The organism is Xanthocytophaga agilis (assembly GCF_030068605.1).
Classification (GTDB): domain Bacteria; phylum Bacteroidota; class Bacteroidia; order Cytophagales; family 172606-1; genus Xanthocytophaga; species Xanthocytophaga agilis.
Genome location: NZ_JASJOU010000011.1, coordinates 54,839 through 77,582, shown reverse-complemented (window position 1 = coordinate 77,582; position 22,744 = coordinate 54,839). Strand labels below are relative to the sequence as shown.

The window sequence follows — 22,744 nt, the reverse complement described above, 5'->3', positions numbered from 1 at the left end:
GAAAATTAGATCTGAAATAGTTTTTAGAGATCATAACACATGGATACACATTCTTTTGATGAGCTTTTTCCAATTGGAAACGATAGATTACAGCTGGCGTTGGATTTTGCAGGAGTAGGTACGTGGGAGTTGGATAGTCTTCAGCAGAAAGTATACCTGGACAAACGTTGCAGAGAATTGTATGGATTCTCTGAATATGAAGAGGTTATGTATAAAACTGTTTTCCAGTATGTATATTCTGAAGATCAGATAAAAGTCCGGGAAAGTATGGTGCAAGTTTTCGATCTTGGACAAACAATAGTAGATATACATTTTCGTATTCTGAGATCTGATGGACAATTGAGATGGATTCATGCCAGAGGAAAGACTTATTTTGATGAACAGAGTACCTCTCGTCGCTTCTTTGGAGTGGCTCAGGATATTACGGCTCAAGTGCAATTCAGAGAACAGGCTGCTACTTCTGAGCAATTGGCCGAACTCGCATTGGAAGGTGGCAATGCGGGTTGGTTCACGATTCGGATGAATAGTGGAGAACTAGAGTATTCGTCTGAATTAGCCAGGATTATGACAGGCTCAGGGAAAAGTTTTAGTCGTGAAGAGTTAATTGGGCATATTCATCCGGATGATCGTAAGCTACGGGATATTGCGTATGAAGAGTCTATGCAAACAGGAAAGCTTCGGTATCAGATCCGCTTTATTTGGGATGATGGCTCTGTACACTGGGTGCGGGTTATTGGAACGTATCAATATGATGCAGAAGGGAAACCGTACTTCTTTTCGGGAATTGCTCAGGATATTACTGTAGAGGTGGAAGCTCAACTGCAATTGGAAGCCAGTGAAGAACGTTTTCGCAGTATAATACAGCAGGCGCCAATGGCAATTGGGCTGCTAAGTGGTCGGGAGATGGTTATTGAAGTGGGTAATGAAAAAATATTTGAGTTTTGGCGGAAAGATGCTTCCATTAAAGGGCTAAAGCTGATGGATGCCTTACCTGAAATAGAAGGGCAGGGATTTATAGAACTCCTGCAACAGGTGTATGATGAAGGGAAACCAGTTATAGGGAGTAGTGTGCTGGCAAAACTGGAGCGTCAAGGGAAACAGGAAGATGCTTATTTTGATTTTACTTATACACCTCTTCGTAATACAGATAGCTCTGTTAGTGGAGTAATGATCATGGCTATTGATGTGACAGAACAGGTACTAGCCAGACAAAAGCTTGAAGAGAGTGAAACCAAAGTACGAAGCCTGGTGGAAAACTCGCCTGTAGCTATGTCATTGTTTACAGGTCGGGATCTCGTAATTGAAATGTCAAATGTGGCTATGATAAAGCTTTGGGGCAAAGGAGATAGTGTGATGGGTAAACCTTTAAGGTATGCTTTGCCTGAACTGGAAGGACAACCTTTTTTACAAATTCTGGATGATGTTTTCACAACAGGTATACCCTATCATGCAAGAGAAGCCAAAGCAGATCTGGTTGTAGATGGAAAACTGGGTACATACTATTTTAATTTTACCTATCAACCCTTATTTGACACTAGTGGTAAGGTATATGCCATATTGGATGTTGCCATTGATGTTACAGAAGAGGTCAGAACCAGAAAACAACTCGAAGAAAGTGATTTATTTGCACGAAGCATTATTTATAATTCCCCTGTCGCTAAGCTGGTATTGATAGGAGAGGAAATGATTGTCCAGACAGTCAATGAGAATATGATGGAAATGATAGGCAGAGACAACCCTATATTGGGTCTGCCTCTTATGGATGCTATTCCTGAACTACGTACTACTGCCTTACTGGACAATCTTACAAAGGTATTTTATACTGGAGAGACATTTTATCAACCAGAAGAGAGAATAGAATTGATACGGTATGGGCAGCCTTATACTGGCTATTACAACTATATCTATAAAGCTTTGCGTAATACAGATAATGCCATCTATGGTATTATTGTTACGGCTACAGAAGTTACAGGTCAGGTACAGGCCCGTCAAAAAATAGAGGAAGCAGAAGCCTTCATGCGCAATGCTGTAGATCTGGCTCAACTGGGTACCTGGAGTTTCGATCCGGTCACAAACCATGTTTTTTATTCACAGCGTTTTCAGGAATGGTTCAATTTGACACAAGGAGATGCAGACCTGAATGAGATTTATGCTTCTATTTCACCAGATGATATAGACCGAATCAAAGATGCAGTGGACTGGGCTATGAATATAGAATCAGGAGGTGTATTTGATGAAGAGTATACAATACAAAACCCTGTACATGGAAAAAAATATATTTTACATGCCAAAGCACTAACTTTTTTTGATGAGCTAGGTGTACCAGTTAAAATGATTGGTACTGTGCGCGATATAACTGCAGAGCGTCAGATACAACTAAAGCTTGAGCAACAGGTTCAGGAACGTACAGAAGAATTGGCCGTTACCAATGAAGAGCTGGCTGCAACCAATGAGGAGCTAGCTACAGCCAATGAAGATCTTTTTGAAGTGAATGCCCTTTTGTTACGGTCTAATGATAATCTGGAAAAGTTTGCATACATCGCTAGCCATGATCTTCAGGAACCTTTGCGTAAAGTGCAGTCATTTGGCGATTTGCTTAAAAAACAGTACGCTCATCAGTTGGGAGAAGGAGTACAGTTGTTGGAACGTATGCAGTCTGCTGCTGGACGAATGTCTGTGCTTATCAGAGACTTATTGTCTTTTTCCAGAGTGTCATCCCAAAAAGATATGTCAGAGTCGGTCTCTTTAACTCAGGTTTTAAGTACTGTACTGACTGCACTGGAATTGCGTATAGAGGAAACAAAGGCTATCATTCAGGCAGATCCTTTACCTACTGTTTTTGGAGATGCCTCCCAGTTGGAACAATTATTTCAGAATTTGCTTAGTAATGCACTCAAGTTTCACAAGAAAGATGTTGCTCCTATAGTTGAAGTTCGTTACCAGCAAATAGATTCTAAGAATCTGCCATCTTCTGTTAAAGTTATAAAACATACCCGTTACTATCATCAGATTAAAGTATCTGATAATGGAATCGGCTTTGAAGAAGAATATGCAGAACGTATCTTTCAGATATTTCAACGATTGCATAGCCGGGTAGAATACGCAGGTACAGGTATTGGACTTGCTATTTGTGAAAAGGTAGTGACTAACCATGGCGGGGCTATAATCGCTACCAGCCAACTGGGTAATGGAGCTACATTTACCATATTTCTACCTTTTGAATAGAAAAGGAAATACTGTGGTGAGTTTGTACAAATGCTAATCTAGCTCAACCAGCGTTCCTTCGCTTTCGCCCAGATCTCTACCCCATTTAGCAATTGCATTGAGTACAGGTATTAATGTTTTGCCAAAGTCAGTTAATGAGTATTCCACTCTAACAGGTGGTTTGGTGCCAAACATTTCCCGTTTGATCAGACCATCTTTTTCTAGTTGTTTGAGCTGAATACTCAACATTTTTTCTGTGATGTCCGGAATATGCTTCTTTATTTCGGCAAAGCGCATTGTCTTTTCTTTTAAATACCACAGAATAACAGTTCGCCATTTACCGCCAATGTAATCCATCGTAATATCCATGGCGCAGTGATATAATTTTTCATCTAGCCGGAAGGCTGTATTTACCCCTTTTAGTATCATAATTGTATTTTTTTCAACCTGTCAAAATTGACAGTTATTTACTTGCAAAAGTAGTAATCGTATGTTTGTTCCTATAATTTTATCACTGATTAAAAAGCAAATACGATGAAAAAGATAGGAGTATTAGGCACTGGTATAGTAGGACAAACCATTGGTGCAAAGTTATTGGAGCTAGGGTATATAGTTATGTTAGGTTCACGGACGTCAGATAACGAAAAAGCTGGGGAATGGGTAACCAAGTATGGTACCAACGCCTTACAAGGAACATTCAATGATACAGTTGCATTTGGCGAAATGCTTTTTAACTGTACGAAGGGTGAGGCCTCCCTGGACATTCTGAAGAGTTGTGATAAAAAACATTTTTCAGGCAAAATTTTGGTTGATGTGAGTAACCCGCTTGATTTTAGTAAAGGAATGCCACCTATACTTATTCCTGAATTGTGTAATACCTATTCGTTGGGAGAAGCCATTCAAGAGCTTTTACCTGATACTAAAGTTGTTAAAACGTTGAATATTGTAACCTGTAGTGTAATGGTTAATGCACATACATCTGGTGGAGATGCAACAATGCTTGTTGCGGGTAATGATCTGGAAGCTAAATCACAAGTTAGTGAGTTATTACATCAGTTTGGTTGGAATGATATAATGGATCTGGGAGATATACGACACGCTCGCAGTACGGAGATGATGTTACCTGTCTGGCTGAGTATATATTTGACTACACAGAATGCTACTTTAGCTTTTAAAATAATCAGGTAAGTAAATAGGTGATTCTGATAGTTGTAGAAATGATCGGGAAATGTACAGTTAAGATGGGATGACAGTAAGAAAAATATGTATTTTCTGATCAAAGTAAATAGAAATTGTAGCTAATCAGGATGCTGGGAATCTTTATTCTATCCGGCAGACATATTGTCGGGAGACTGTTCTTGTGTGGTAGGCGTTTGTTTATAAAGTTCTTCTTCCAGGTCATGAATTAAATGATTCAGAAAGAATATTTTTCCACTAGTATGTATAATTTCTCTAAATCTGACTAGTCGAATCTTAAGAGGTAATTTACTGAATTCATGCATGCGAATATGTAATTGCTCAATTTCCTCTCTGGCCTTGGCAAGTTCGGCATGGATAGTGTTAGGAGCACTTTTCATGAGAATAGAAGTTTGTATTGGGTTGTATAGTACTTTCTCTTTTTATAAACTCATATAGCGACTGTATGTTTTGATATAACCGGTAAAAATTCCTGCCAAAATCTAGATATAAATTAGGCTATCATATATTTGGTCAATTTTAACAGAACTCAGGTAACAAAAACAAATGTTTGAGGATGAACCTCTACAAAAGAGCGCTGTTTTGGGAATGCTTTATGTTATTCATACTATTTTGATAAGGGTAAAACAATTATACTTAATAGTATAACTGTTTTAGTATCTTATAATTGAAGGATTTAGGGAAATAGTTATTAAATAATATTTTTATGCAGATAAAAAATTGCCCTTTTTAGGCCATATCTAGTTGTGTACAACATCTGTAATTTTGTATATTGCGAATATATTTTTGTAATTAGAGAGTAATAGACAGGCAATAACGTTGGGTAATATACAGAACAGTATGTATGCAGAATGGGATGATGCAGCTTTGGTTACCGCTTTGCAAAGTGGGGATGAAGGTGCATTTACGGAAATATATGAAAGATACTGGTCAAAGGTATTTTGGGTAATCTATCGTAAAATTAAAGTAAGGGAAGCTTCAGAAGAGCTTGTACAGGATTTATTTATAAGTCTTTGGAATAAACGTATTGTAAATCAAATTGATAACTTGGAGCGTTACCTCATGGGCGCTGTCAAATATAGAGTTATTGACCACATAAGAGCTCATCTGACAGAAGAAAACTACAGTCATACTTATCGGTCAGTACTAGTTTCTACAACTCAAAGTACTGAAGAGGATATTGCTGCCAACGATCTTACATTAGCCCTTCATGATAGTATAGAGAAGTTGCCAGAAAAGACCAGAGAAGTTTTTCGATTGAGCCGAATTGAACAACGTTCTGTAAAGGAAATTGCTGCTATGTTGCAGATATCAGAAAAAGCAGTAGAATATCATCTGACAAAATCTTTAAAGCTTATGAAAGATCATTTGAAAGATTTTGTAGCTCTCCTATTATTCTATCTGAATTAAGAAATCTTTTTCAAAAAGATTTCTGAGCATATTATGTTCTACTCAGAACAGAATATATGCCGAACTTTCGTATGTCCTAGGAAAGTTATTAGTATTTTTCTAATATATTTTGGGATTTTCGGTTCTATTAATATAATCTTTCAAATAATTTTTATTTGTAATTAGGGATAGGCCACTTTTTTTGCGACTCCTATATTGTAAAGGCTCTATTCACTATACTTCATGACAAAGGAAGAATTACAATCACTGCTTGATAAATATCTTATAGGAACTATAACGCCAGAAGAACAACACTTACTAAATCGATGGTATGAAGGTTTGGATAAAGGACCGTATCCTGCTGCCTTATCTAAGATAGAAGAAGAAGCATTGAAGAGCAAGTTATGGAATGAGATTCTCCCTGAGTCCATTCATGCAAAAGGTAGAGCAGTTGATAATGTGTCGCAGGTAAAAGCAGGAGATTCTGTACTAGAGAGTTCATTAGATGGAAGAAGTATTCCTATATGGAGAACTTTGTTGCGGATAGGAATAGCTGCCAGTATAATCATTGTCCTGGGAATCGTGTATAATCAGTATAAACATGAAATTAATCATACACTGAATATCCCTATAGTATTTAGAGGTACCTCAGATGACGACAATATCCTATATACAAATCGTTCCGGACAGATTGAACGTATCGACCTTACTGATGGTAGTAAAATATTTTTATATCCAGGAAGCTGGTTAAAATATAATCGTCAGTTTACATCAAAAAAGCGGGAGGTTCAGTTGTCTGGAGAGGCCTTCTTTAAGATTCAGCATGAGTCAGATCGTCCGTTTATTGTCTTGGCAGATAAAACGATTACCACAGTATTAGGTACCAGTTTTATTATCAAAGCATATCCTAATGCTAAAAGTGTAGTAGTTGCCGTGAAGACTGGTAAAGTATCTGTCCAAGTGCCGGATTCTTCTCAGAGCAATCAGAATGAAGCAATACCAGCGGAAGTAATGACTCTGAATCCCCAACAACAAGCTGTTTATCTGCGTGATACTCAAATGCTCACAAAAGAAAATGTGTTAAGTTCTAAACCAATTGTTGCTTCACAACTGGTATTTGAAGAGAAAACAGTGCCTGAAGTACTAACAGCCTTAGGGAATATTCATAATGTAGGGATGATTTATGATATGGAACATCTGAAGGAATGTACGGTTACTGTCACTTTCTATAACGAAACCTTAGAACAGAAACTGGATCTATTATGTAAAATACTGGGTGCTACTTATGAGCGAGTGGATAATCAGATAATATTATTTAGTAAAGGATGCCATAAGTAAGCTGACATTTCGATTCAGGTTACTTCCAGCTATTAGGCAACCTCTTTAAGCGTTCATTATAATCTACTTTCTATCAATCGATCATTTCATTATAACCCCTTAAGCCACCTATGATAACCTAAATGTCTACTTCCTTATACAAATAAAAAGTCCAATAGTGTGCCACCACCATTGGACTGCTCCCCGCAATAATTTCTTCTGTGTGAAAAAACTTCACATAAGGGGACGACTTTGTCTACTTCCTTACAATTCAACAAAGACAATTCAATTTATGAAAATTCATTCACAGTTTACAAAATTTATTTTGTTTTCTATGAAAGTAATAATTATACAAACTTTCATAGCTGCGCTAGTTTCCATAGTAGCCTTTGCCCATAGTGGACTTGCTCAAGGAATTTTGGAACGAAAAGTTAGTTTGCAAATGAATCAGCAAACTATCAAAACAATTCTTTCAAAAATAGAACAGCAGACGAACGTGCACTTCGTATACAGCCATCAGTTGATTGGAGCACACCGAAAAATATCTATAAAGGTTGCCGATGAACAACTGGTTAAAGTGCTGGAAAAATTATTGACGCCCCTGGATATTTCTTATGAACTGAATGGTAGTAGGATTTTACTAAACCCTATAGGTTCTGTAATGGATTCTTCTGCATTCATGGATCAGGCATCTATCACAGAAGGTACAACAGATATGCTTGCTCAGCAAATAACAGGTAAGATAACATCTCAACAGGATGGAGAGCCCGTTGTTGGAGCAACCGTGCTTGAGAAAGGAACCACCAATGGCACTGTAACAGATATAGAAGGAAAATACACACTGACGCTAAAAGGAACAGAAGCTGTTCTGATAGTAAGTTTTATTGGTTTCTTATCTGAGGAGACAGTAGTTGGAAATCGTTCAGAGGTAAACGTGGCTCTGGTTCCGGATGTAAAGGCACTTGAGGAGATTGTGGTAGTAGGTTACGGTTCTCAGAAAAAGAGCGTTGTGACTGGTGCTATTTCTTCTGTAAAGTCCTCAGATCTGGAGAATATGCCAGTAACCCGTGTTGAACAATCTTTACAGGGTAGAACTTCTGGTCTTACCATTACTTCTAGCTCGGGACAACCAGGTGCGGGTTCAACTGTACGAATCAGAGGGACAACCTCTATCAATAATAGTGATCCGCTGTATATTGTGGATGGAGTGCAGATTGGTGGAGGTATTGATTATCTGAACCAGGCAGATATTGAGTCTATTGAAGTGCTAAAAGATGCAGCTTCTGCTTCTATTTATGGTGCACGGGCAGCTAATGGGGTTATTATTGTGACCACCAAGAAAGGTAGAAGTGGGCAGATGGAAGTGAACTATAATGGATACATGGGGATACAGGCTCCCTGGAGAAGATTAAAATTGTTGAATGCTGAGCAATATGCCACTTTGTTAAATGAAGCAACAGTTGCTGGAGGCGGACAAATTCGTTTTCAAAATCCGGCACAACTGGGAAAAGGAACAGATTGGCAGGATGCTGTATTTAGCAACAATGCACCTATCCAGAATCATGAGTTGAGTTTGTCTGCCGGAAGTGAAAAATCCACCTACTTTGCTTCATTTGGGTATTTAAGCCAGGATGGTATTGTCGCTCCTTCCAATTCTCAATACAGACGTTTTACAACCCGGTTTAACTCTACACATAAAATAACCAAGGCAGTTACTTTTGGTAGCAATATTGGCTATACCCGTATTAACTCCAAAGGTATTGATCCGAATAGTGAGTGGGGAGCACCTTTGAATAGAGCGATCAACATCGATCCGATTACTCCAATTATTGTAACAGATCCTGATGTATTAAATACCAGTCCATATACAGATAAGCCTGTGGTAAGAGATGCACAGGGGCGACCCTATGGTATTTCCAACATTGTCACTTCCGAGATATTGAACCCTATAGCTGCGCTGGCAGTAACTCAGGGTAGAAACTGGTCTGATAAAATAGTTGGTAATGCCTTTCTGGAATTAGAGCCTATAAAGGGTTTAAAATTACGATCAAGTGCAGGAGTTGATCTGGCATTTTGGGGTGATCAGAGTTTTTCGCCTGTATACTATCTGAATGCAACAAACCAGAATGATGTAAATGATTATAACCGAGGGATTAATCGTGGCCTGTTCTGGTTATGGGAAAATACAGCTTCGTATACACGTACATTTGGAAAACACAATCTAACAGCATTAGTTGGAACAACTGCGCAACGTAACTATGGCGAAACGCAGGGTGGAACCCGTACCGGACTGCCTGTTAACAACTTAAATGATGCTTCTCTGGGATACCCAGTTCCACAAACCAATCAATATTTTAATGGGGGAGAATATCAAAATACATTAGCATCCGTTTTTGGCCGGGTGATATACAATTATGAAGAACGGTATCTGTTCACAGGTATTATCCGTCGGGATGGTTCTTCCAGATTTGGACCTAATAATAAATATGGTACGTTTCCATCCGTATCTGTAGGCTGGGTAGCTTCAAACGAACGTTTCTGGCCTACTAACAATATTGTAAATTTCCTGAAATTCAGAGCTTCCTATGGTATCACCGGAAATGACAACATTCAGGATTTTCGCTATCTGGCAACTGTAGGCGGAGGACGTAATTATACCTTGGGTAATGGATCAAGTGTTACACTGATCAATGGAGTAAGCCCCAATGCTATCTCTAACCCTGATTTGAAGTGGGAACAAACATCACAAACTGATATCGGCTTCGATGCAACGTTATTTGGAAAGGTTTCCTTTACATTTGATATGTACCATAAGAAAACTACGGGTATGCTGCTGGATATTGCAGTTCCCTGGTATGCTGGTAATAATGGTCCTGTTGGTAACGTAGCGGATATGGTTAACAAAGGATATGAAATAGAACTGGGGTATTCTACCAATTTCGGAGATGTCAAGTTCCGTATCAATGGAAACGTTTCTTATCTGAAAAATGAAGTGACTTATCTGGGAGCAGATAAAAAGTACTTACAAGGACAACGTTTTGGTCCGCAACAGGTAGAGATCACCCGTACGGAAGTAGGTAAGCCTGTAGGTTATCTGTTTGGATTTAAGACAGATGGACTTTTCCAAAATACTGAGGATATAGCAAGCTATGTAAACAGCGAAGGACAAATGCTACAATCCAATGCTAAACCAGGAGATATTCGCTTTGTAGACGTTAATAAAGATGGCAAAATAGACAACGATGACCGTACCATGATTGGCAATCCTACTCCTGACTGGACTTTTGGATTGACAGCTAGTGCCAGCTGGAAAGGGTTTGATCTGATGGTATTTGGGCAGGGTGTTGCCGGAAATGATGTTTTCAAGGGCATTCGCCGATTTGATTTGCCAACTGCCAATTGGACTACTGAAGCATTGGGACGCTGGACTGGTGAAGGAACATCTAACCATTTCCCTCGTTTGACGATCAACGACGTAAACCAAAACTTTAGCCGTAGTTCCGACTTCTTTGTTGAAAACGGTTCTTATTTCCGTATTAAAGTATTACAGATTGGCTATTCTCTTCCTCAGGCCATTGTTGGAAAAGCAGGTTTGAAACGTGTCCGTATCTATATAACCGGAAACAACTTGCTGACATTTACCAAATATACCGGATTTGATCCTGAAATAGGTGGAGGTAGTATGGGAGTCGATAGAGGTATTTATCCACAAGCTCGTGCATTCATGGTAGGTCTCAATCTTGGTTTATAATTCTTAATTCTAGCGTAATTATGACACTTACGAAAATGAAATATTCAACTCGCTTATATACGATTTTGCTTATATCTGGTTTATATTTCCTTACTGCTTGTGGTGAATTTCTGGAATTAAAACCCAGAGGAACACAATTGGAAGATAATTTTTACCAGAACCAGCAGCAGGTTATGGAGGGGCTGATTGCTATATATGATGTAATTCAATGGGGTACTTCTGGTGGATATACCATGAAAATGCCTTTGCTCAGTACCGCTTCAGACGATTGTTATGCAGGAGGGAGTGATGCCTCTGATCAGCCAGGATGGGTAGCCTGGGATAAGTTTACGTTAAATCCTTATCTAGGGCCACAAACAGGTTTATGGCAAAAGAATTATACAGGTGTGTATCGTGCCAATCTGCTCTTATCTAAAATTGATAATGCCCCCGGGCTAAGTGCTGATTTCAAAAAAAGAGTAATTGCCGAAGCGAAAGCCTTGAGAGCTTATTTTTATTTTGATCTGGTACGTTTCTTTGGACGTATTCCACTGATTACCGGAGCTATTCCTACCAGTGACTTATACGGTCAGAAGCAGGTAGAGCCAGCTGCTATCTATGCACAGATCGAAAAAGATCTGGGAGAAGCAAGAGTTGATTTACCTGTTAGCTTGCCAATTGCAGAAAAAGGCCGTTTAACAAAAGGGGCTGCAACTGCCCTGTTAGGCAAAGCTGTCTTGTATCAGAATAATAACAGTCGCATGGCTGAAGCTGTTGCCTTGTTTGAAGAAATAAATACTTCGGGAGTATATGCACTGGTGACTAAATTTGAAGATATTTTCCGGCCTGACAATCAGTATAATTCAGAGTCTATTCTTGAAATACCACATTCTACAAAAGCTTCCTGGGGTGATTGGGGATGGGTCAATGGTGGTGAAGGTAATGTTGCTCCTCAATTTGTTGGACCTGCCGATTTCAATGGAAATACCTATTCGAATGGTTGGGGGTTCTGTCCGGTTACTGAGTCATTGGCTCAGGCACTAAAAGATGATCCCCGTTTTGATGCTACTATTATTGATGGTAAGAAGCTTCAGGCAGAAGGAGCTACCTACACCAAACGTTATCAGAATACCGACTATTTTATTCGTAAATATGCACCTTTAAAGGCGTTTCGCTCTACTGTAGGTACAGCAGAACTTAACTGGCCTATCAATGAAATCGAAATTCGCCTGGCAGACGTCTATCTGATGGAAGCTGAAGCATTGGTACGTGGGGGAGGAGATCTGTCAAAAGCGAAGTTCTATCTGAATGAAGTGCGTAAACGGGTAGGATTAGGCGAAGTAGAAGCAACATTGGATAATATCTACAATGAACGTAGGTTAGAATTAGCCACGGAAGGCCATCGGTTCTTTGATCTGGTCCGTACAGGAAAAGCTGATGATGTACTGCCAGGATTTAAGGAAGGTATACATGAAGTATTACCTATTCCACAACAGGAGATCGATGTAACCAACAAAACGCTGGAACAGAACCCTGGCTACAATTAATAGTATCTGACACTCATGGATAATTTTCATGAGTGTTCTCACAATCCTAATATGAAATCACAATGAATACATATAGATCCAAATTTTACAAATGGTTTACTTCAGGACTATATCAGCCAGTTTGTATATTGACTATACTAAGCTTACTTAACGGCTGTGTTCCTGACTCTGCAACAGAAGACATTGGCCCTGCCCCTACAGGTGAATTTACTGTTACACCTATAGCAGGAAAAACAAATACTTTTTTATTAACCAGCACTTCTGATAATACCTTTTACTACAAATGGGATAAAGGAGATGGAGATTTTGTGGAAGGAAACAAAGTAGATACGGCATACTTTGCTGATATGGGAGATTATACTATAAAACTAATGGTACTAGGCAAAGGTGGGCATGGCCAAACGGAACAGGTTGTTAAGGTAACCCAAGACGATCCGGATGGTTGTGCAGGTAAGAAAGCATTGCTTACAGGATGTGCAAACAAAACGTGGATTCTTGAACCTGCTGCGGGTTCGTTATGGGTAGGAGAGCTCAGTGGAAATCAGTGGTGGGCCAATGGCGCAAATGAGGTAACAGGTTCCAGAGCATGTGTATTTGATGATACATATACTTTCTCCAAAGATGGAAGTTTCGTATTTGCCAACCAGAATACCTTTGGTGTGGATGAAGAAAGTGGTAAAGTGTGGCCAAATGATATGGGATTACCTGTTGGCTGTCATGCAATGTCTGAAATTCCCTCCAAGTATAGTGCCTGGGGGTCTGGAAATCATACATTTAAAATTGTTGGAGGAAATAAGCTTCAGGTAAATGGTAAAGGTGCTTTTATGGCACTGTATAAAGTTGGTGAGACTGAGATCACGGCAGTTCCAAACGATGTAGTTACTTATGACATTCTGGAAATGACTGAGACTAAAATGGTCCTTCGCAAAGCCTATAGCTGGGGTCAGTGGAAATTTACATTTAAAGCAAAGTAAACGAATTGTAGTTACTAAGTCTGGAGTGACCATATACAGGATATTCTATACATACTTAAAATCATTTGGACTGAAATTTAATAAGCAATGAAAGTAGCAAGTATACTCACTATAGCTGCATGTCTTAGCATTCTGGCTTGTGGCTCCAAAGATGATTCTTTTCCGGTAATTACGATTCCAGAAATACCGACACCTGTAGACAAAGGCTGGACGTTTGAGACAAATCCAGTCTGGGCAGATGAGTTTGACTATACAGGCAAACCGGATGCTTCCAAATGGGGGTATGATCTGGGAGGTAGTGGCTGGGGCAATAATGAGCTTCAAAACTATACAGATAAGGAAACAAATGCCCGTGTAGCAGATGGGAAACTGACTATTACTGCCCGAAAAGAAACTTTGGAAAATCGTGAGTATACCTCTACCCGATTGGTTAGCCGGGGAAAAGGTGATTTTCTGTATGGAAGATTTGAGGCTAAAGCTAAACTTCCTTCTGGAAAAGGTACCTGGCCTGCTATATGGATGTTGCCTACAGACTGGGCTTATGGCGATTGGCCTAAGTCTGGTGAGATTGATATTATGGAGCATGTGGGATATGACCCTGACCGTGTGCATATTTCTGTACATACGCAGGCTTATAACCATAGCATCGGTACCCAGAGAACAAGTTCCAGAATAATAGACAATGCCCGTACTGAATTTCATTTGTATCGTGTTGACTGGACTCCCTATGCAGTACGCGGATATATCGATAACCAGCTAATCTTTGAATTTGTCAATGAAGGAAAAGGATCTTCGGTATGGCCGTTTGACAAAAAATTTCACTGGTTGCTGAATCTGGCAGTTGGTGGTAACTGGGGTGGAGCACAGGGCGTCGATCCGGATGTTTTTCCTGCATCAATGGAAGTAGATTACGTACGGGTATATAAAATGATTGAAAAGTAGAGATTTTCTCTATTGGCTGTTTAAATGGAAAGGCACGGTATATTTACCGTGCTTTTTTATTTAGGAAGGCTCTGCAACAAACTGTTATCAGACATGTATAACCGCATCATTTCAGCTAATGGATGATGCTGAAAAGTTATATCTTTAGAGCACAATAATTTTTTCTTCCCTTACACCATACACATGATAAAATACATTCTGAGCATACTTCTGACGTTTTGTCTTCTGGCCTGCCATTCTACCAAAGTTGCAAAGAATTCGCCAATCCATACTACTGAAACCTTGATTGTCCAAAAAGTTGCTGAACATGTATATCAGCATATCTCATTTCTGAATACAGAGAGTTTTGGTAAGGTAGCTTGCAATGGAATGATTGTGGTTGATAAAAAGGAAGCCATCATATTTGATACACCTGCCCATACTAAATCTTCTGAAGAACTGATACAATGGATAGAAGATAGCCTGAACTGTAAGGTCAAAGCTATTATCCCGACTCATTTCCATGATGATTGTTTAGGAGGACTGGACGCATTTCATAAAAAAGGTATTCCTTCCTTTGCCAATAATCTGACTATACAGTTTGCCCGGAGGCAGAATGTAACTCTTCCTCAAAATGGATTTGATTCACAGCTTGAACTAAAAGTAGGTAGCCGAAAGGTAATTACAGAGTTTTTGGGCGAAGGACATACCAGAGATAATGTAATTGGTTATTTCCCTGATGAAAAGATCATGTTTGGTGGTTGTTTGATTAAGGAGGTAGGTGCAGGCAAAGGCAATCTGGCAGATGCAAATGTAAACGAGTGGTCTCAAACAGTAACACAGGTTAAAGCAAAGTATCCTGGCACCAAAGTTATTATTCCCGGACATGGTAAGTCTGGCGGAACAGAGCTGTTGGATTATACTATTAAACTATTTGAGAAAAAGTAACAGAAATAGTTATACTGAAGAAGCGGTATTGTAAGTAGTAGCTAGCATCTCTCATTTACTATACCGCTTCTTAAAAGCAGAAGGATTCTCTCCAACAATTTTATTGAAAAGTTTATTAAAATAAGATAGACTTTCAAATCCTACCTCAAAGCAGACTTCTGATATGGATTTTTCTTGTAGCAACAGCGTTTTGGATTGTGTAATCCTATAGTGATTGACAAAGTCTGTAAATGTCATTCGTGTTTGTTTCTTGAAATACCGACAGAAGGCAGCTGTACTGAGATTTACACTAGATGCTACTACGTTTACATCTGTGGCTTCATGGTAGTGACTATGAATGTATTTATAAATAGCTCCCATCCGAATCTTATCATTTAAGAAAAGTTTGATACTGGTGTCCTGATCGTTGAGTTCTGTTACTTCCTGAGACAAAGCCAGAATCTGAAAGATTTCCAGTAGATGTAACAACTGATCAAAGTGTTTCAGATTTTGCATCTCTCTGAGTTTTTCAGTGACAGTTTTCTTTGTCTCTCCTGTAAAAGACAAACCCTTATACGCTCTGGCAAACAAATGCTGGATAGGGGCAAACTCGGGGGTATGTTGTAGGGCATCTCCCAGAAAGTTTTCTTTTAGCTGTATTACTATTTGCTTATACTCAGTTTCTATGCCATAATCGAAGTTTAAGTGTGGTATATTAGGCCCAATCAGTACCAAATCACTTTCCATGTAGCTGGAAATATGCTGTCCTACATGGCGTATACCCGTAGATGCTTCTACTAATACCAATTCGTATTCGGGGTGATAATGCCAGTAAAAGTAATTGCGCAGGCTTGGCTGAAATAGCTTGAAAGATTTACCCGGATCAGGTATAACCACTTCTTTCTGTATCTTCATATCTCTGTATTTTTCTGTGAACATACTGTTGTGTAGCCATGATTCTGTAAGATAGTCAATAGAGAGCAAAAGATGGTCATAGGAGTGGATGAAAAGAGATAGGAGTAAGGCTACCTTTGAACTATTCTATCATTCCTAAACATCAGGTTATATGCAAATACAGACAATGGTTCCTACTATGGTTCCTGATAATGCGCACAAGGATATACCAGGCAATCCATCTACTGCAATTACCAGTAAGATAAAACTTAATGACAGAAGTAATGGTCAGCCTTTGCGGATACTAAGTGAACAGGACTGGCAATTCTGGATTCACAATGGATATATAGTAATTAAGAATGCCGTACCGAAAGAGCAGGTAGAAAGACTGGCAAACTTCTTATGGGAATTTGAAGAAAAAGATCCTGCTAACCCTGATACCTGGTATGCGCCAGCCCGGTCAGAAATGAAAATGAAAGAATTGACCAATACAGGTATGGTAGAAGTATATAATCACCAATATCTCTGGGATAACCGGCAATATCCAAAAGTACATGAGGCTTTCGCAGACATCTGGGGAACGGAAAAGCTATGGGTAACTATTGATAGAGCCAATCTGAATTTTCCTATCCGGCCTGGGCATGAGTACAAGGGATTTATTCACTGGGATTATGATCCGGAAACCAAACCTCAGAATGTACAGGGCGTACTGGCATTAGCTGACCAAACAGATCCCAATATGGGTGGATTTCAGTGTATACCGGAACTATATCGTACCTACGATACCTGGAAGTTAACTCAACCTGCCGACCGGGATCACTTTAAGCCGGATGTAACAGGTTTTGAAATTGTAAAGGTTCCTATGGAAGCCGGTGATTTGCTGATCTTCAACAGTACGCAGCCACATGGTATCCGGGCCAATACAAGTGTAAATAAAGTACGTATGGCACAGTATATTTCTATGATGCCCGCTGAAGAGGAAAATGAAGCTTTACGTCAATGGCGTATTTCTTCCTGGAGAGAACGAAAAGCTCCTGAAGGATTTGCCTTTCCTGGCGATCCCAGAGGTTGGGAACAAACCAGATACAGCACTGCAGAATTATCTCCTTTAGGCCGTAAACTCCTGGGACTAGATAAATGGTAGTGTCGGGTAAACTACTTTGATTTTTTCTATGGTTTAGAAAGTACAAATGTGCCTAAAAAATATAAGGACATCTTACAGGTTAGGATGTCCTTATATTTCTGACCAAGTCGGATTTTTACTCTGTACGTAGTGATTTTACTGGATTAGCTAATGCACTTTTGATAGCCTGGTAACTTACTGTTAGCAGTGCAATTGTCATTGCCAGAACTGCTGTGAGTAAGAAGATTGACCAGCCAATATCTGTTCGATAAGGATAGTTTTCAAGCCATTTGTTTGCAGCGAACCATGCTACTGGAAAGGCGAATACAAAGGAAATCCCCACCAGTTTTATAAAATCCATGGAAAGTAATTGAACGATACTGGCTACACTGGCACCCAATACCTTACGGATACCAATTTCTTTCGTACGTTTTTCAGCAGATAGAGTAGCCAGACCAAACAATCCTATACAGGAGATAAATATGGTGAGAATAGCTCCAAATAACATAATTTGTTTCCACTTCGCTTCAGTTTCATAGTTTTTGAGGTTCTCCTGTTCCCTGAATGTATATATATAAGGGTTAATGGGAAATAGCTTTTTAAATACTTTCTCAATATGCTGAAGACTGGCAGTTTCTGTATGTGGTCGGATTTTAATAAATGCCATACCATATTGATTCTTGGGCTTCATCGTGAATAGTTGAGGCCGGATCTTTTCATTTAGAGCGCTAAAGTGATGATCTTTTACAACGCCTACTACTGTATATCTCTCATTGTTATTATACCAAAAATTGACTTCCTGGCCAATAGGATTTTTCCAGCCAGCCTCTTTTACAAAACTTTCATTGACTAACACAGACTTTGTAGAATCTGTAGATAGTTCTCCTGAGAAGTTACGTCCTTTAATAACAGGAATGTGTAATAATGGTAAATAGGTCGCATCTACTGTCTCATAGGAAAACTGAATGTCTTGATCTTTATTGATTCTGGCACTAGTACCCCAACTACCTCTGTTTTTTAAAGCAACATCTTCGATTGCAGGGTTAAGTAATAGTTGTTCTTTTAACAGTTTGCCTTCTGTACGAGTCAAACTGTTTTTAGGAATAGTAATCAGATTGTGATCATCGTAGCCAAGATCTTTATGAGTCAGATAGGAAAATTGGTCAAAGATTGTGAGAGTAGCAATTATTAGAAAAGAAGCAAGAGAAAACTGTAGTACTACAAGCGACTTCTGCAGATAATTCTTTCCTGAGATCTGAAACCGGTTGTACAATGTTTGTACTGGATTGTAGCTGGACAACACTAGAGCAGGGTAGAAGCCTGCTAGTGTTCCCGTAAGTAAAAATAATAGAATATAGGTTAATATAAGTTGTATATCCAACAAGTAAGATAAAGAAAGTGCTTTATTAGCTAACTGATTGAAAGTAGGAAGAGTAAGCTGAACCAATACTATCGCTAGTCCAAACGCAATGAAACACAAGACAAACGATTCTCCCATAAACTGCATAATCAGTTGCTTTCTGCCACCACCTACCACTTTACGTACTCCAATTTCTTTGGCTCGTTTGAGTGATCGGGCTAGTGTCAGGTTCACAAAGTTGATACAGGCGATGAGTAAGATAAATAAGGCAATACCAGACAAAATATAAGAGAACATGGGATTACTACCATCCTGCAATCCATTCACCACTGGTAGTTCCTTACTGAGATGCATGTCAGTAAAAGGTTGAAGTCTGTAATATGTGGTGTTTTTTACATTGTATTTTTCACGTATACTCTGGATTGCATTTTTTGCATCTCCTAAGTATATTTTATTCATTTTGGCTTCAAGAGTAGATATATTTGTTCCGGGTGCTACCAGAACAAACGTATTCAGAAACATGTTGAACCAGTTTTCTTTATCCTGTATTTCCTCTGCAGTTACCATCATAGGCATCAGGATATCAAACTTAATAGATGAGTTTTGAGGACTTTTTTGAGCAATGCCGGTAACTGTATAGGGTTCAAAGGTCTCCTTGTCTTTGATCTGCATTATTTTACCCAGAGCATCAGTGGTGCCAAATTGTTTGAGAGCCATTTCTTCCGTCAATACTATTGACTTAGGATGTTGCAGTGCTGTTTTTGGATTTCCTTTGAGTAATGGAAAGGAAAATACATTGAAAAAGCTGCTATCTGTCAGATAGATCTCCTGTGACTTAACCTTTGTACCTTGTTTAACATCCAGTTGAGTAGAATGAAATCGAACATAAGACAACACTTCAGGAATGTTTAATTGAAACTTTGGTCCTTGCAGATAACCCGTAATTGTACTTTTACCTGCTACATCGCCATTAGGTGTGACATCATCACTGACTATCCGGTATAAACGGTCTTGATGAGTGTGAAAGCGGTCATAACTGACTTCATCTTTGGTATACAATACGATCAGCATAGCTGCTGCCAGACCAATCGTAAGTCCTGCAATATTAATGAGGCTATATACCCTGTTACGAACAAGATTACGTAAGGAAAGAATAAAGTAGTTCTTTACCATATAGATAGAAGATAGGTTTGGATGTTTACTCAGAAATAGTTGTCTGTGCTACTGAAAGAAATACAGCAAGTTGTTAAAAGTCGCAAACACAAATCTCTTGCCAGAATATTAAAAATAGGGTGTAATGATACTAAGAGCTATCGAAGTAACAATACCTTAGGTTATGTGTATCAAAACCGAACACTACCTGTACGCTTTAGGACGTTCAAAAAATGTTAAATATGTATCTTCGCTGACAAATAAACAGTAGGTATCGGATTTGTTGTGTATCTTTAAGCGATTTGATGTTTAGATTTTTATTTGATGGAGTATGTTGGAACCTACTAAACACTTATCTCACTCTCAGTCAATAGACTGGGAATCTCTTACTCATAAAAAGCTGATACCTGATGAGTTAAGAGAGGAGATACTGATTGCATTGTCGTATTTTCCTGAACTAAAAGATACTCAGATCGACTTTGTTTATGTTGAGAATATTCGTTCGTCAATTATGCAGGCACAGCCTAAAGCACGAACGTTATTCAGAAAAAAACATCGTCGGCATTATATCATCCGCATAAGTCGATATTTTCATCTGAGCAAAACCCACATGAAGATCGAAGACTTGCCCAAAGACGTTCTGATTGGCTGGATCGGACATGAACTTGGACATGTAATGGACTACCTGTATCGGGGTCGACTGGGAATGGCCCGATTTGGTGCCGGATATGTATTCTCTAAAAAGTATATTCGTAAAGCTGAACGGGTTGCCGACACCTATGCCGTAAAGAGGGGACTACTTAACTATATTCTGGCTACTAAAAACTTTGTTCTGGATCATGCCGAACTGCCATCATGGTATAAGAACAAAATCCGGCGACTTTATTTGTCACCGGATGATGTCATGGCATTGGTTACTTCTTCTGAGTGAGACTTTACAAATTCTTCCCATTCATTAAATTGTTGTTCCTTCATTACTCGAGGTACTTTGGTTTGTCCTCCAAGCTTTTTGGTAGCTGCATTCCAGTCATGAAATAGCTGTGTAGGGATAACAGTGACCTTCACATCTTTCAATGCACGACTACGAGCTACTGCATAGTTTTTATTGATTTCGCACAATGTATGATCCAAATGAACTGCTATTTGTTCATTGTCTATAACTGTATTGGCTCCAACATACCACTGGTGAATAAATTGTCCATCTCTACGTACTTCTGCTACTGTAAATTCTGTAATGTCCATGGAAAAATGCTGATTCAGCTCCTGAATCCCTTGTTCCATTTGATTAACAGACAGTTGGCAACCAACAGCATTGAGGAAGAATTTCGTTCTTCCACTGATGATAAATTCATAGCGACTTTTATCTGTAAATCGCACGGTATCTCCAATCATATAGCGCCATGCTCCGGATACTGTTGATATAAGCAAAACGTAGTCTATTCCTTCCTGAACATATTCAATAGAGATAGCTTTAGCAGAAGGGTCTATACCTCCATCTTCCTGAATGATATTTTCTTCAAAAGGTACAAACTCAAAATAGATGCCATTGTCAAAAACAGGACGCATACTTTCTGTATCTGGACGATGCTGAAAGGCCAGGAACCCTTCTGATGCCAGATAGGTATCTGTATAAATCATCGGGCGTCCAAATAGTTTATCCAGACTACTTTTATATGGACCTAAAGCCACTCCACCGGAGGCATATACCATCAGGTTAGGCCATATATCATGAATAGTATCTACTTTATGGTATTCAATCACACGCTTAAGCATCAGTTCTATCCAGGCCGGAATCCCTGACAGACTACCAATATCCCACTCTTTCGCATGTTGAGCAATCTGTTCAATTCGGGTATCCCAATCATCAATACTGGATATTTCAATACCGGGCTTGTAATAACTCCTGAACCAGAAAGGAATATTGCTGGCACTGATTCCACTGATTTCACCCTCCTTATGATCTTCTTTCTCTTTAAGATGTGTGCTTGATCCAAGCATCATAATCTGTTTCTCAAAAAAAGAAGGTGGAAGATTAAATTCTGACAGACTCATGATTTGTCTGATCGCAGAGGTCCGGATGGAGGCCAGCATCTCATCTGTTACAGGAATATGCTTACTATGACTGGTAGTACCTGAACTTAATGCAAAATAATGAGGCTTTCCCGGCCAGGTAATGTCAGCTTCTCCAGCCAATACCTTATGCCACCATTCACTATGCATTTTATCATAGTTATGAAAGGGTACTCTTGCCGCAAATGCATCTGAAATAGATGGACTTGCCAATATAGCTTCAAATTGATAATGCTGACCAAATGCAGTGTCTTTGGCTTTTTCCAGTAATGCACGTAAAACTTTTTCCTGTGCTTCAGCAGGGTTGCCTTCATTGACAAATGTGTCGCTAAACTCAATCAGTTTTTTTAATAGTGCACCAATAACAGGCATAAGATTATAGTTGTTAAATTATTTACTATAATCCTTAACAAAAGTAATGCCTTGCTAGTGGTTAAGATTTGATAATCAGTGAGTAGGGAAAATAATACTCAAGCCTTATGTAAGATTAATTTATGTTCTGATTGATCCGTCTAGATTCGCTCTGAAGAGATTCTTTTAAAGTTGGAAGTGGTGTTTGAACTATAATAGTCAGAAAGTTCTGCAGATATTTGAAATCGTCAGGCTTTGTTAAGAAATAAAAGGCTCCAAGATCTTCAGCAATTTTTACATCTCTTTCATGAGAAGAGGTAGAATACATTATAACAGGTACCTGTTTATACTTTGCCATACTTTTTAACTGAATCAAACACTCCCAGCCACTAAGATCGGGTAGGTTGATATCCAGAAAGATAAAATCAGGAACAGAGCTATCACCTGATTTCAGTTTTTTGAGTGCTTCTTCTGCTTTGGAAGCTGTATAACAGGTTGCTGTTGGATCTGCTAACAATAATGCTTCTGCAAACAACTCCCTATCATCCGCATCGTCATCTATTAAAAAAAAGCTTTTGGACATAATTT

Annotated in this window: 17 protein-coding genes; 11 read left to right on the top strand and 6 right to left on the bottom strand. The window is 39.0% G+C overall.

What is annotated here, in order from left to right:
• Positions 1 to 39 precede the first annotated feature (39 nt).
• Positions 40 to 3,225, top strand: coding sequence for a PAS domain S-box protein (locus QNI22_RS26450; RefSeq protein WP_314515343.1), 3,186 nt, complete (start codon positions 40 to 42; stop codon positions 3,223 to 3,225).
• Between the two features lie 33 nt (positions 3,226 to 3,258).
• On the opposite strand, the gene QNI22_RS26445 is transcribed toward QNI22_RS26450, so the two are convergent.
• Positions 3,259 to 3,633 carry a winged helix-turn-helix transcriptional regulator gene (locus QNI22_RS26445; protein WP_314515342.1) on the bottom strand — a complete coding sequence of 125 codons (375 nt, stop codon included), beginning with the start codon at positions 3,631 to 3,633 and terminating at the stop codon, positions 3,259 to 3,261.
• A 105-nt stretch (positions 3,634 to 3,738) separates the two neighbouring features.
• Between QNI22_RS26445 and QNI22_RS26440 the strand changes: the two genes are divergently transcribed.
• A complete protein-coding gene (locus tag QNI22_RS26440) occupies positions 3,739 to 4,392 on the top strand; it encodes an NADPH-dependent F420 reductase (RefSeq protein ID WP_314515339.1) in 654 nt (217 codons plus the stop codon).
• A gap of 137 nt (positions 4,393 to 4,529) precedes the next feature.
• Here the strand turns inward: QNI22_RS26440 and QNI22_RS26435 are convergent, their stop codons facing one another.
• Positions 4,530 to 4,781 (bottom strand): hypothetical protein, encoded by a 252-nt coding sequence (locus QNI22_RS26435; protein ID WP_314515336.1) that lies wholly within the window; start codon positions 4,779 to 4,781, stop codon positions 4,530 to 4,532.
• Between the two features lie 460 nt (positions 4,782 to 5,241).
• On the opposite strand from QNI22_RS26435, the gene QNI22_RS26430 reads away from it, so the two are divergent.
• The 7 genes from QNI22_RS26430 (at position 5,242) to bla (ending at position 15,227) form a co-directional block, all read left to right on the top strand.
• The gene (locus tag QNI22_RS26430) at positions 5,242 to 5,811 is read left to right on the top strand and encodes an RNA polymerase sigma factor (protein WP_314515333.1); all 570 of its coding nucleotides are present in this window, start codon (positions 5,242 to 5,244) and stop codon (positions 5,809 to 5,811) included.
• Between the two features lie 222 nt (positions 5,812 to 6,033).
• Positions 6,034 to 7,128 carry a FecR family protein gene (locus tag QNI22_RS26425; protein WP_314515330.1) on the top strand — a complete coding sequence of 365 codons (1,095 nt, stop codon included), beginning with the start codon at positions 6,034 to 6,036 and terminating at the stop codon, positions 7,126 to 7,128.
• A gap of 313 nt (positions 7,129 to 7,441) precedes the next feature.
• Positions 7,442 to 10,858, top strand: a complete 3,417-nt coding sequence (locus tag QNI22_RS26420) for a TonB-dependent receptor (protein WP_314515328.1) — start codon at positions 7,442 to 7,444, stop codon at positions 10,856 to 10,858.
• 20 nt (positions 10,859 to 10,878) lie between these two features.
• Positions 10,879 to 12,384 (top strand): RagB/SusD family nutrient uptake outer membrane protein, encoded by a 1,506-nt coding sequence (locus QNI22_RS26415; protein ID WP_314515325.1) that lies wholly within the window; start codon positions 10,879 to 10,881, stop codon positions 12,382 to 12,384.
• A 62-nt stretch (positions 12,385 to 12,446) separates the two neighbouring features.
• Complete coding sequence (locus tag QNI22_RS26410) at positions 12,447 to 13,358, top strand: PKD domain-containing protein (protein ID WP_314515322.1); 912 nt, start codon at positions 12,447 to 12,449, stop codon at positions 13,356 to 13,358.
• An 87-nt stretch (positions 13,359 to 13,445) separates the two neighbouring features.
• Complete coding sequence (locus QNI22_RS26405; RefSeq protein ID WP_314515319.1) at positions 13,446 to 14,300, top strand: glycoside hydrolase family 16 protein; 855 nt, start codon at positions 13,446 to 13,448, stop codon at positions 14,298 to 14,300.
• A 183-nt stretch (positions 14,301 to 14,483) separates the two neighbouring features.
• Entirely contained in the window at positions 14,484 to 15,227 is a 744-nt protein-coding gene (gene bla, locus QNI22_RS26400) for a subclass B1 metallo-beta-lactamase (protein ID WP_419836246.1), read from the top strand.
• A gap of 51 nt (positions 15,228 to 15,278) precedes the next feature.
• Here the strand turns inward: bla and QNI22_RS26395 are convergent, their stop codons facing one another.
• On the bottom strand, positions 15,279 to 16,121 hold the full coding sequence (locus QNI22_RS26395; protein ID WP_314515317.1) for an AraC family transcriptional regulator: 843 nt from the start codon (positions 16,119 to 16,121) through the stop codon (positions 15,279 to 15,281).
• A 151-nt stretch (positions 16,122 to 16,272) separates the two neighbouring features.
• Here QNI22_RS26395 and QNI22_RS26390 point away from each other — a divergent pair, with 151 nt between their 5' ends.
• The gene (locus QNI22_RS26390) at positions 16,273 to 17,244 is read left to right on the top strand and encodes a phytanoyl-CoA dioxygenase family protein (protein WP_314515314.1); all 972 of its coding nucleotides are present in this window, start codon (positions 16,273 to 16,275) and stop codon (positions 17,242 to 17,244) included.
• Between the two features lie 115 nt (positions 17,245 to 17,359).
• On the opposite strand, the gene QNI22_RS26385 is transcribed toward QNI22_RS26390, so the two are convergent.
• Positions 17,360 to 19,756, bottom strand: coding sequence for an ABC transporter permease (locus QNI22_RS26385; RefSeq protein ID WP_314515313.1), 2,397 nt, complete (start codon positions 19,754 to 19,756; stop codon positions 17,360 to 17,362).
• Positions 19,757 to 20,066: 310 nt separating this feature from the next.
• Between QNI22_RS26385 and QNI22_RS26380 the strand changes: the two genes are divergently transcribed.
• The gene (locus tag QNI22_RS26380; protein WP_314515310.1) at positions 20,067 to 20,666 is read left to right on the top strand and encodes a hypothetical protein; all 600 of its coding nucleotides are present in this window, start codon (positions 20,067 to 20,069) and stop codon (positions 20,664 to 20,666) included.
• On the opposite strand, the gene QNI22_RS26375 is transcribed toward QNI22_RS26380, so the two are convergent.
• Positions 20,618 to 22,177: a GH3 family acyl-acid amido synthetase gene (locus QNI22_RS26375; RefSeq protein WP_314515307.1), complete on the bottom strand. Its 1,560-nt coding sequence runs from the start codon at positions 22,175 to 22,177 to the stop codon at positions 20,618 to 20,620. The two genes, QNI22_RS26380 and QNI22_RS26375, sit on opposite strands and share 49 nt — an antisense overlap.
• A 115-nt stretch (positions 22,178 to 22,292) precedes the next feature.
• Positions 22,293 to 22,739 carry a response regulator gene (locus tag QNI22_RS26370; protein ID WP_314515306.1) on the bottom strand — a complete coding sequence of 149 codons (447 nt, stop codon included), beginning with the start codon at positions 22,737 to 22,739 and terminating at the stop codon, positions 22,293 to 22,295.
• Positions 22,740 to 22,744: the final 5 nt, after the last annotated feature.

Coding starts and splice junctions, on each gene's coding strand:
- QNI22_RS26450 (WP_314515343.1), top strand. CDS start 40: ATGGATACACATTCTTTTGATGAGCTTTTTCCAATTGGAAACGATAGA.
- QNI22_RS26445 (WP_314515342.1), bottom strand. CDS start 3,633: ATGATACTAAAAGGGGTAAATACAGCCTTCCGGCTAGATGAAAAATTA.
- QNI22_RS26440 (WP_314515339.1), top strand. CDS start 3,739: ATGAAAAAGATAGGAGTATTAGGCACTGGTATAGTAGGACAAACCATT.
- QNI22_RS26435 (WP_314515336.1), bottom strand. CDS start 4,781: ATGAAAAGTGCTCCTAACACTATCCATGCCGAACTTGCCAAGGCCAGA.
- QNI22_RS26430 (WP_314515333.1), top strand. CDS start 5,242: ATGTATGCAGAATGGGATGATGCAGCTTTGGTTACCGCTTTGCAAAGT.
- QNI22_RS26425 (WP_314515330.1), top strand. CDS start 6,034: ATGACAAAGGAAGAATTACAATCACTGCTTGATAAATATCTTATAGGA.
- QNI22_RS26420 (WP_314515328.1), top strand. CDS start 7,442: ATGAAAGTAATAATTATACAAACTTTCATAGCTGCGCTAGTTTCCATA.
- QNI22_RS26415 (WP_314515325.1), top strand. CDS start 10,879: ATGACACTTACGAAAATGAAATATTCAACTCGCTTATATACGATTTTG.
- QNI22_RS26410 (WP_314515322.1), top strand. CDS start 12,447: ATGAATACATATAGATCCAAATTTTACAAATGGTTTACTTCAGGACTA.
- QNI22_RS26405 (WP_314515319.1), top strand. CDS start 13,446: ATGAAAGTAGCAAGTATACTCACTATAGCTGCATGTCTTAGCATTCTG.
- bla (WP_419836246.1), top strand. CDS start 14,484: ATGATAAAATACATTCTGAGCATACTTCTGACGTTTTGTCTTCTGGCC.
- QNI22_RS26395 (WP_314515317.1), bottom strand. CDS start 16,121: ATGAAGATACAGAAAGAAGTGGTTATACCTGATCCGGGTAAATCTTTC.
- QNI22_RS26390 (WP_314515314.1), top strand. CDS start 16,273: ATGCAAATACAGACAATGGTTCCTACTATGGTTCCTGATAATGCGCAC.
- QNI22_RS26385 (WP_314515313.1), bottom strand. CDS start 19,756: ATGGTAAAGAACTACTTTATTCTTTCCTTACGTAATCTTGTTCGTAAC.
- QNI22_RS26380 (WP_314515310.1), top strand. CDS start 20,067: ATGTTGGAACCTACTAAACACTTATCTCACTCTCAGTCAATAGACTGG.
- QNI22_RS26375 (WP_314515307.1), bottom strand. CDS start 22,177: ATGCCTGTTATTGGTGCACTATTAAAAAAACTGATTGAGTTTAGCGAC.
- QNI22_RS26370 (WP_314515306.1), bottom strand. CDS start 22,739: ATGTCCAAAAGCTTTTTTTTAATAGATGACGATGCGGATGATAGGGAG.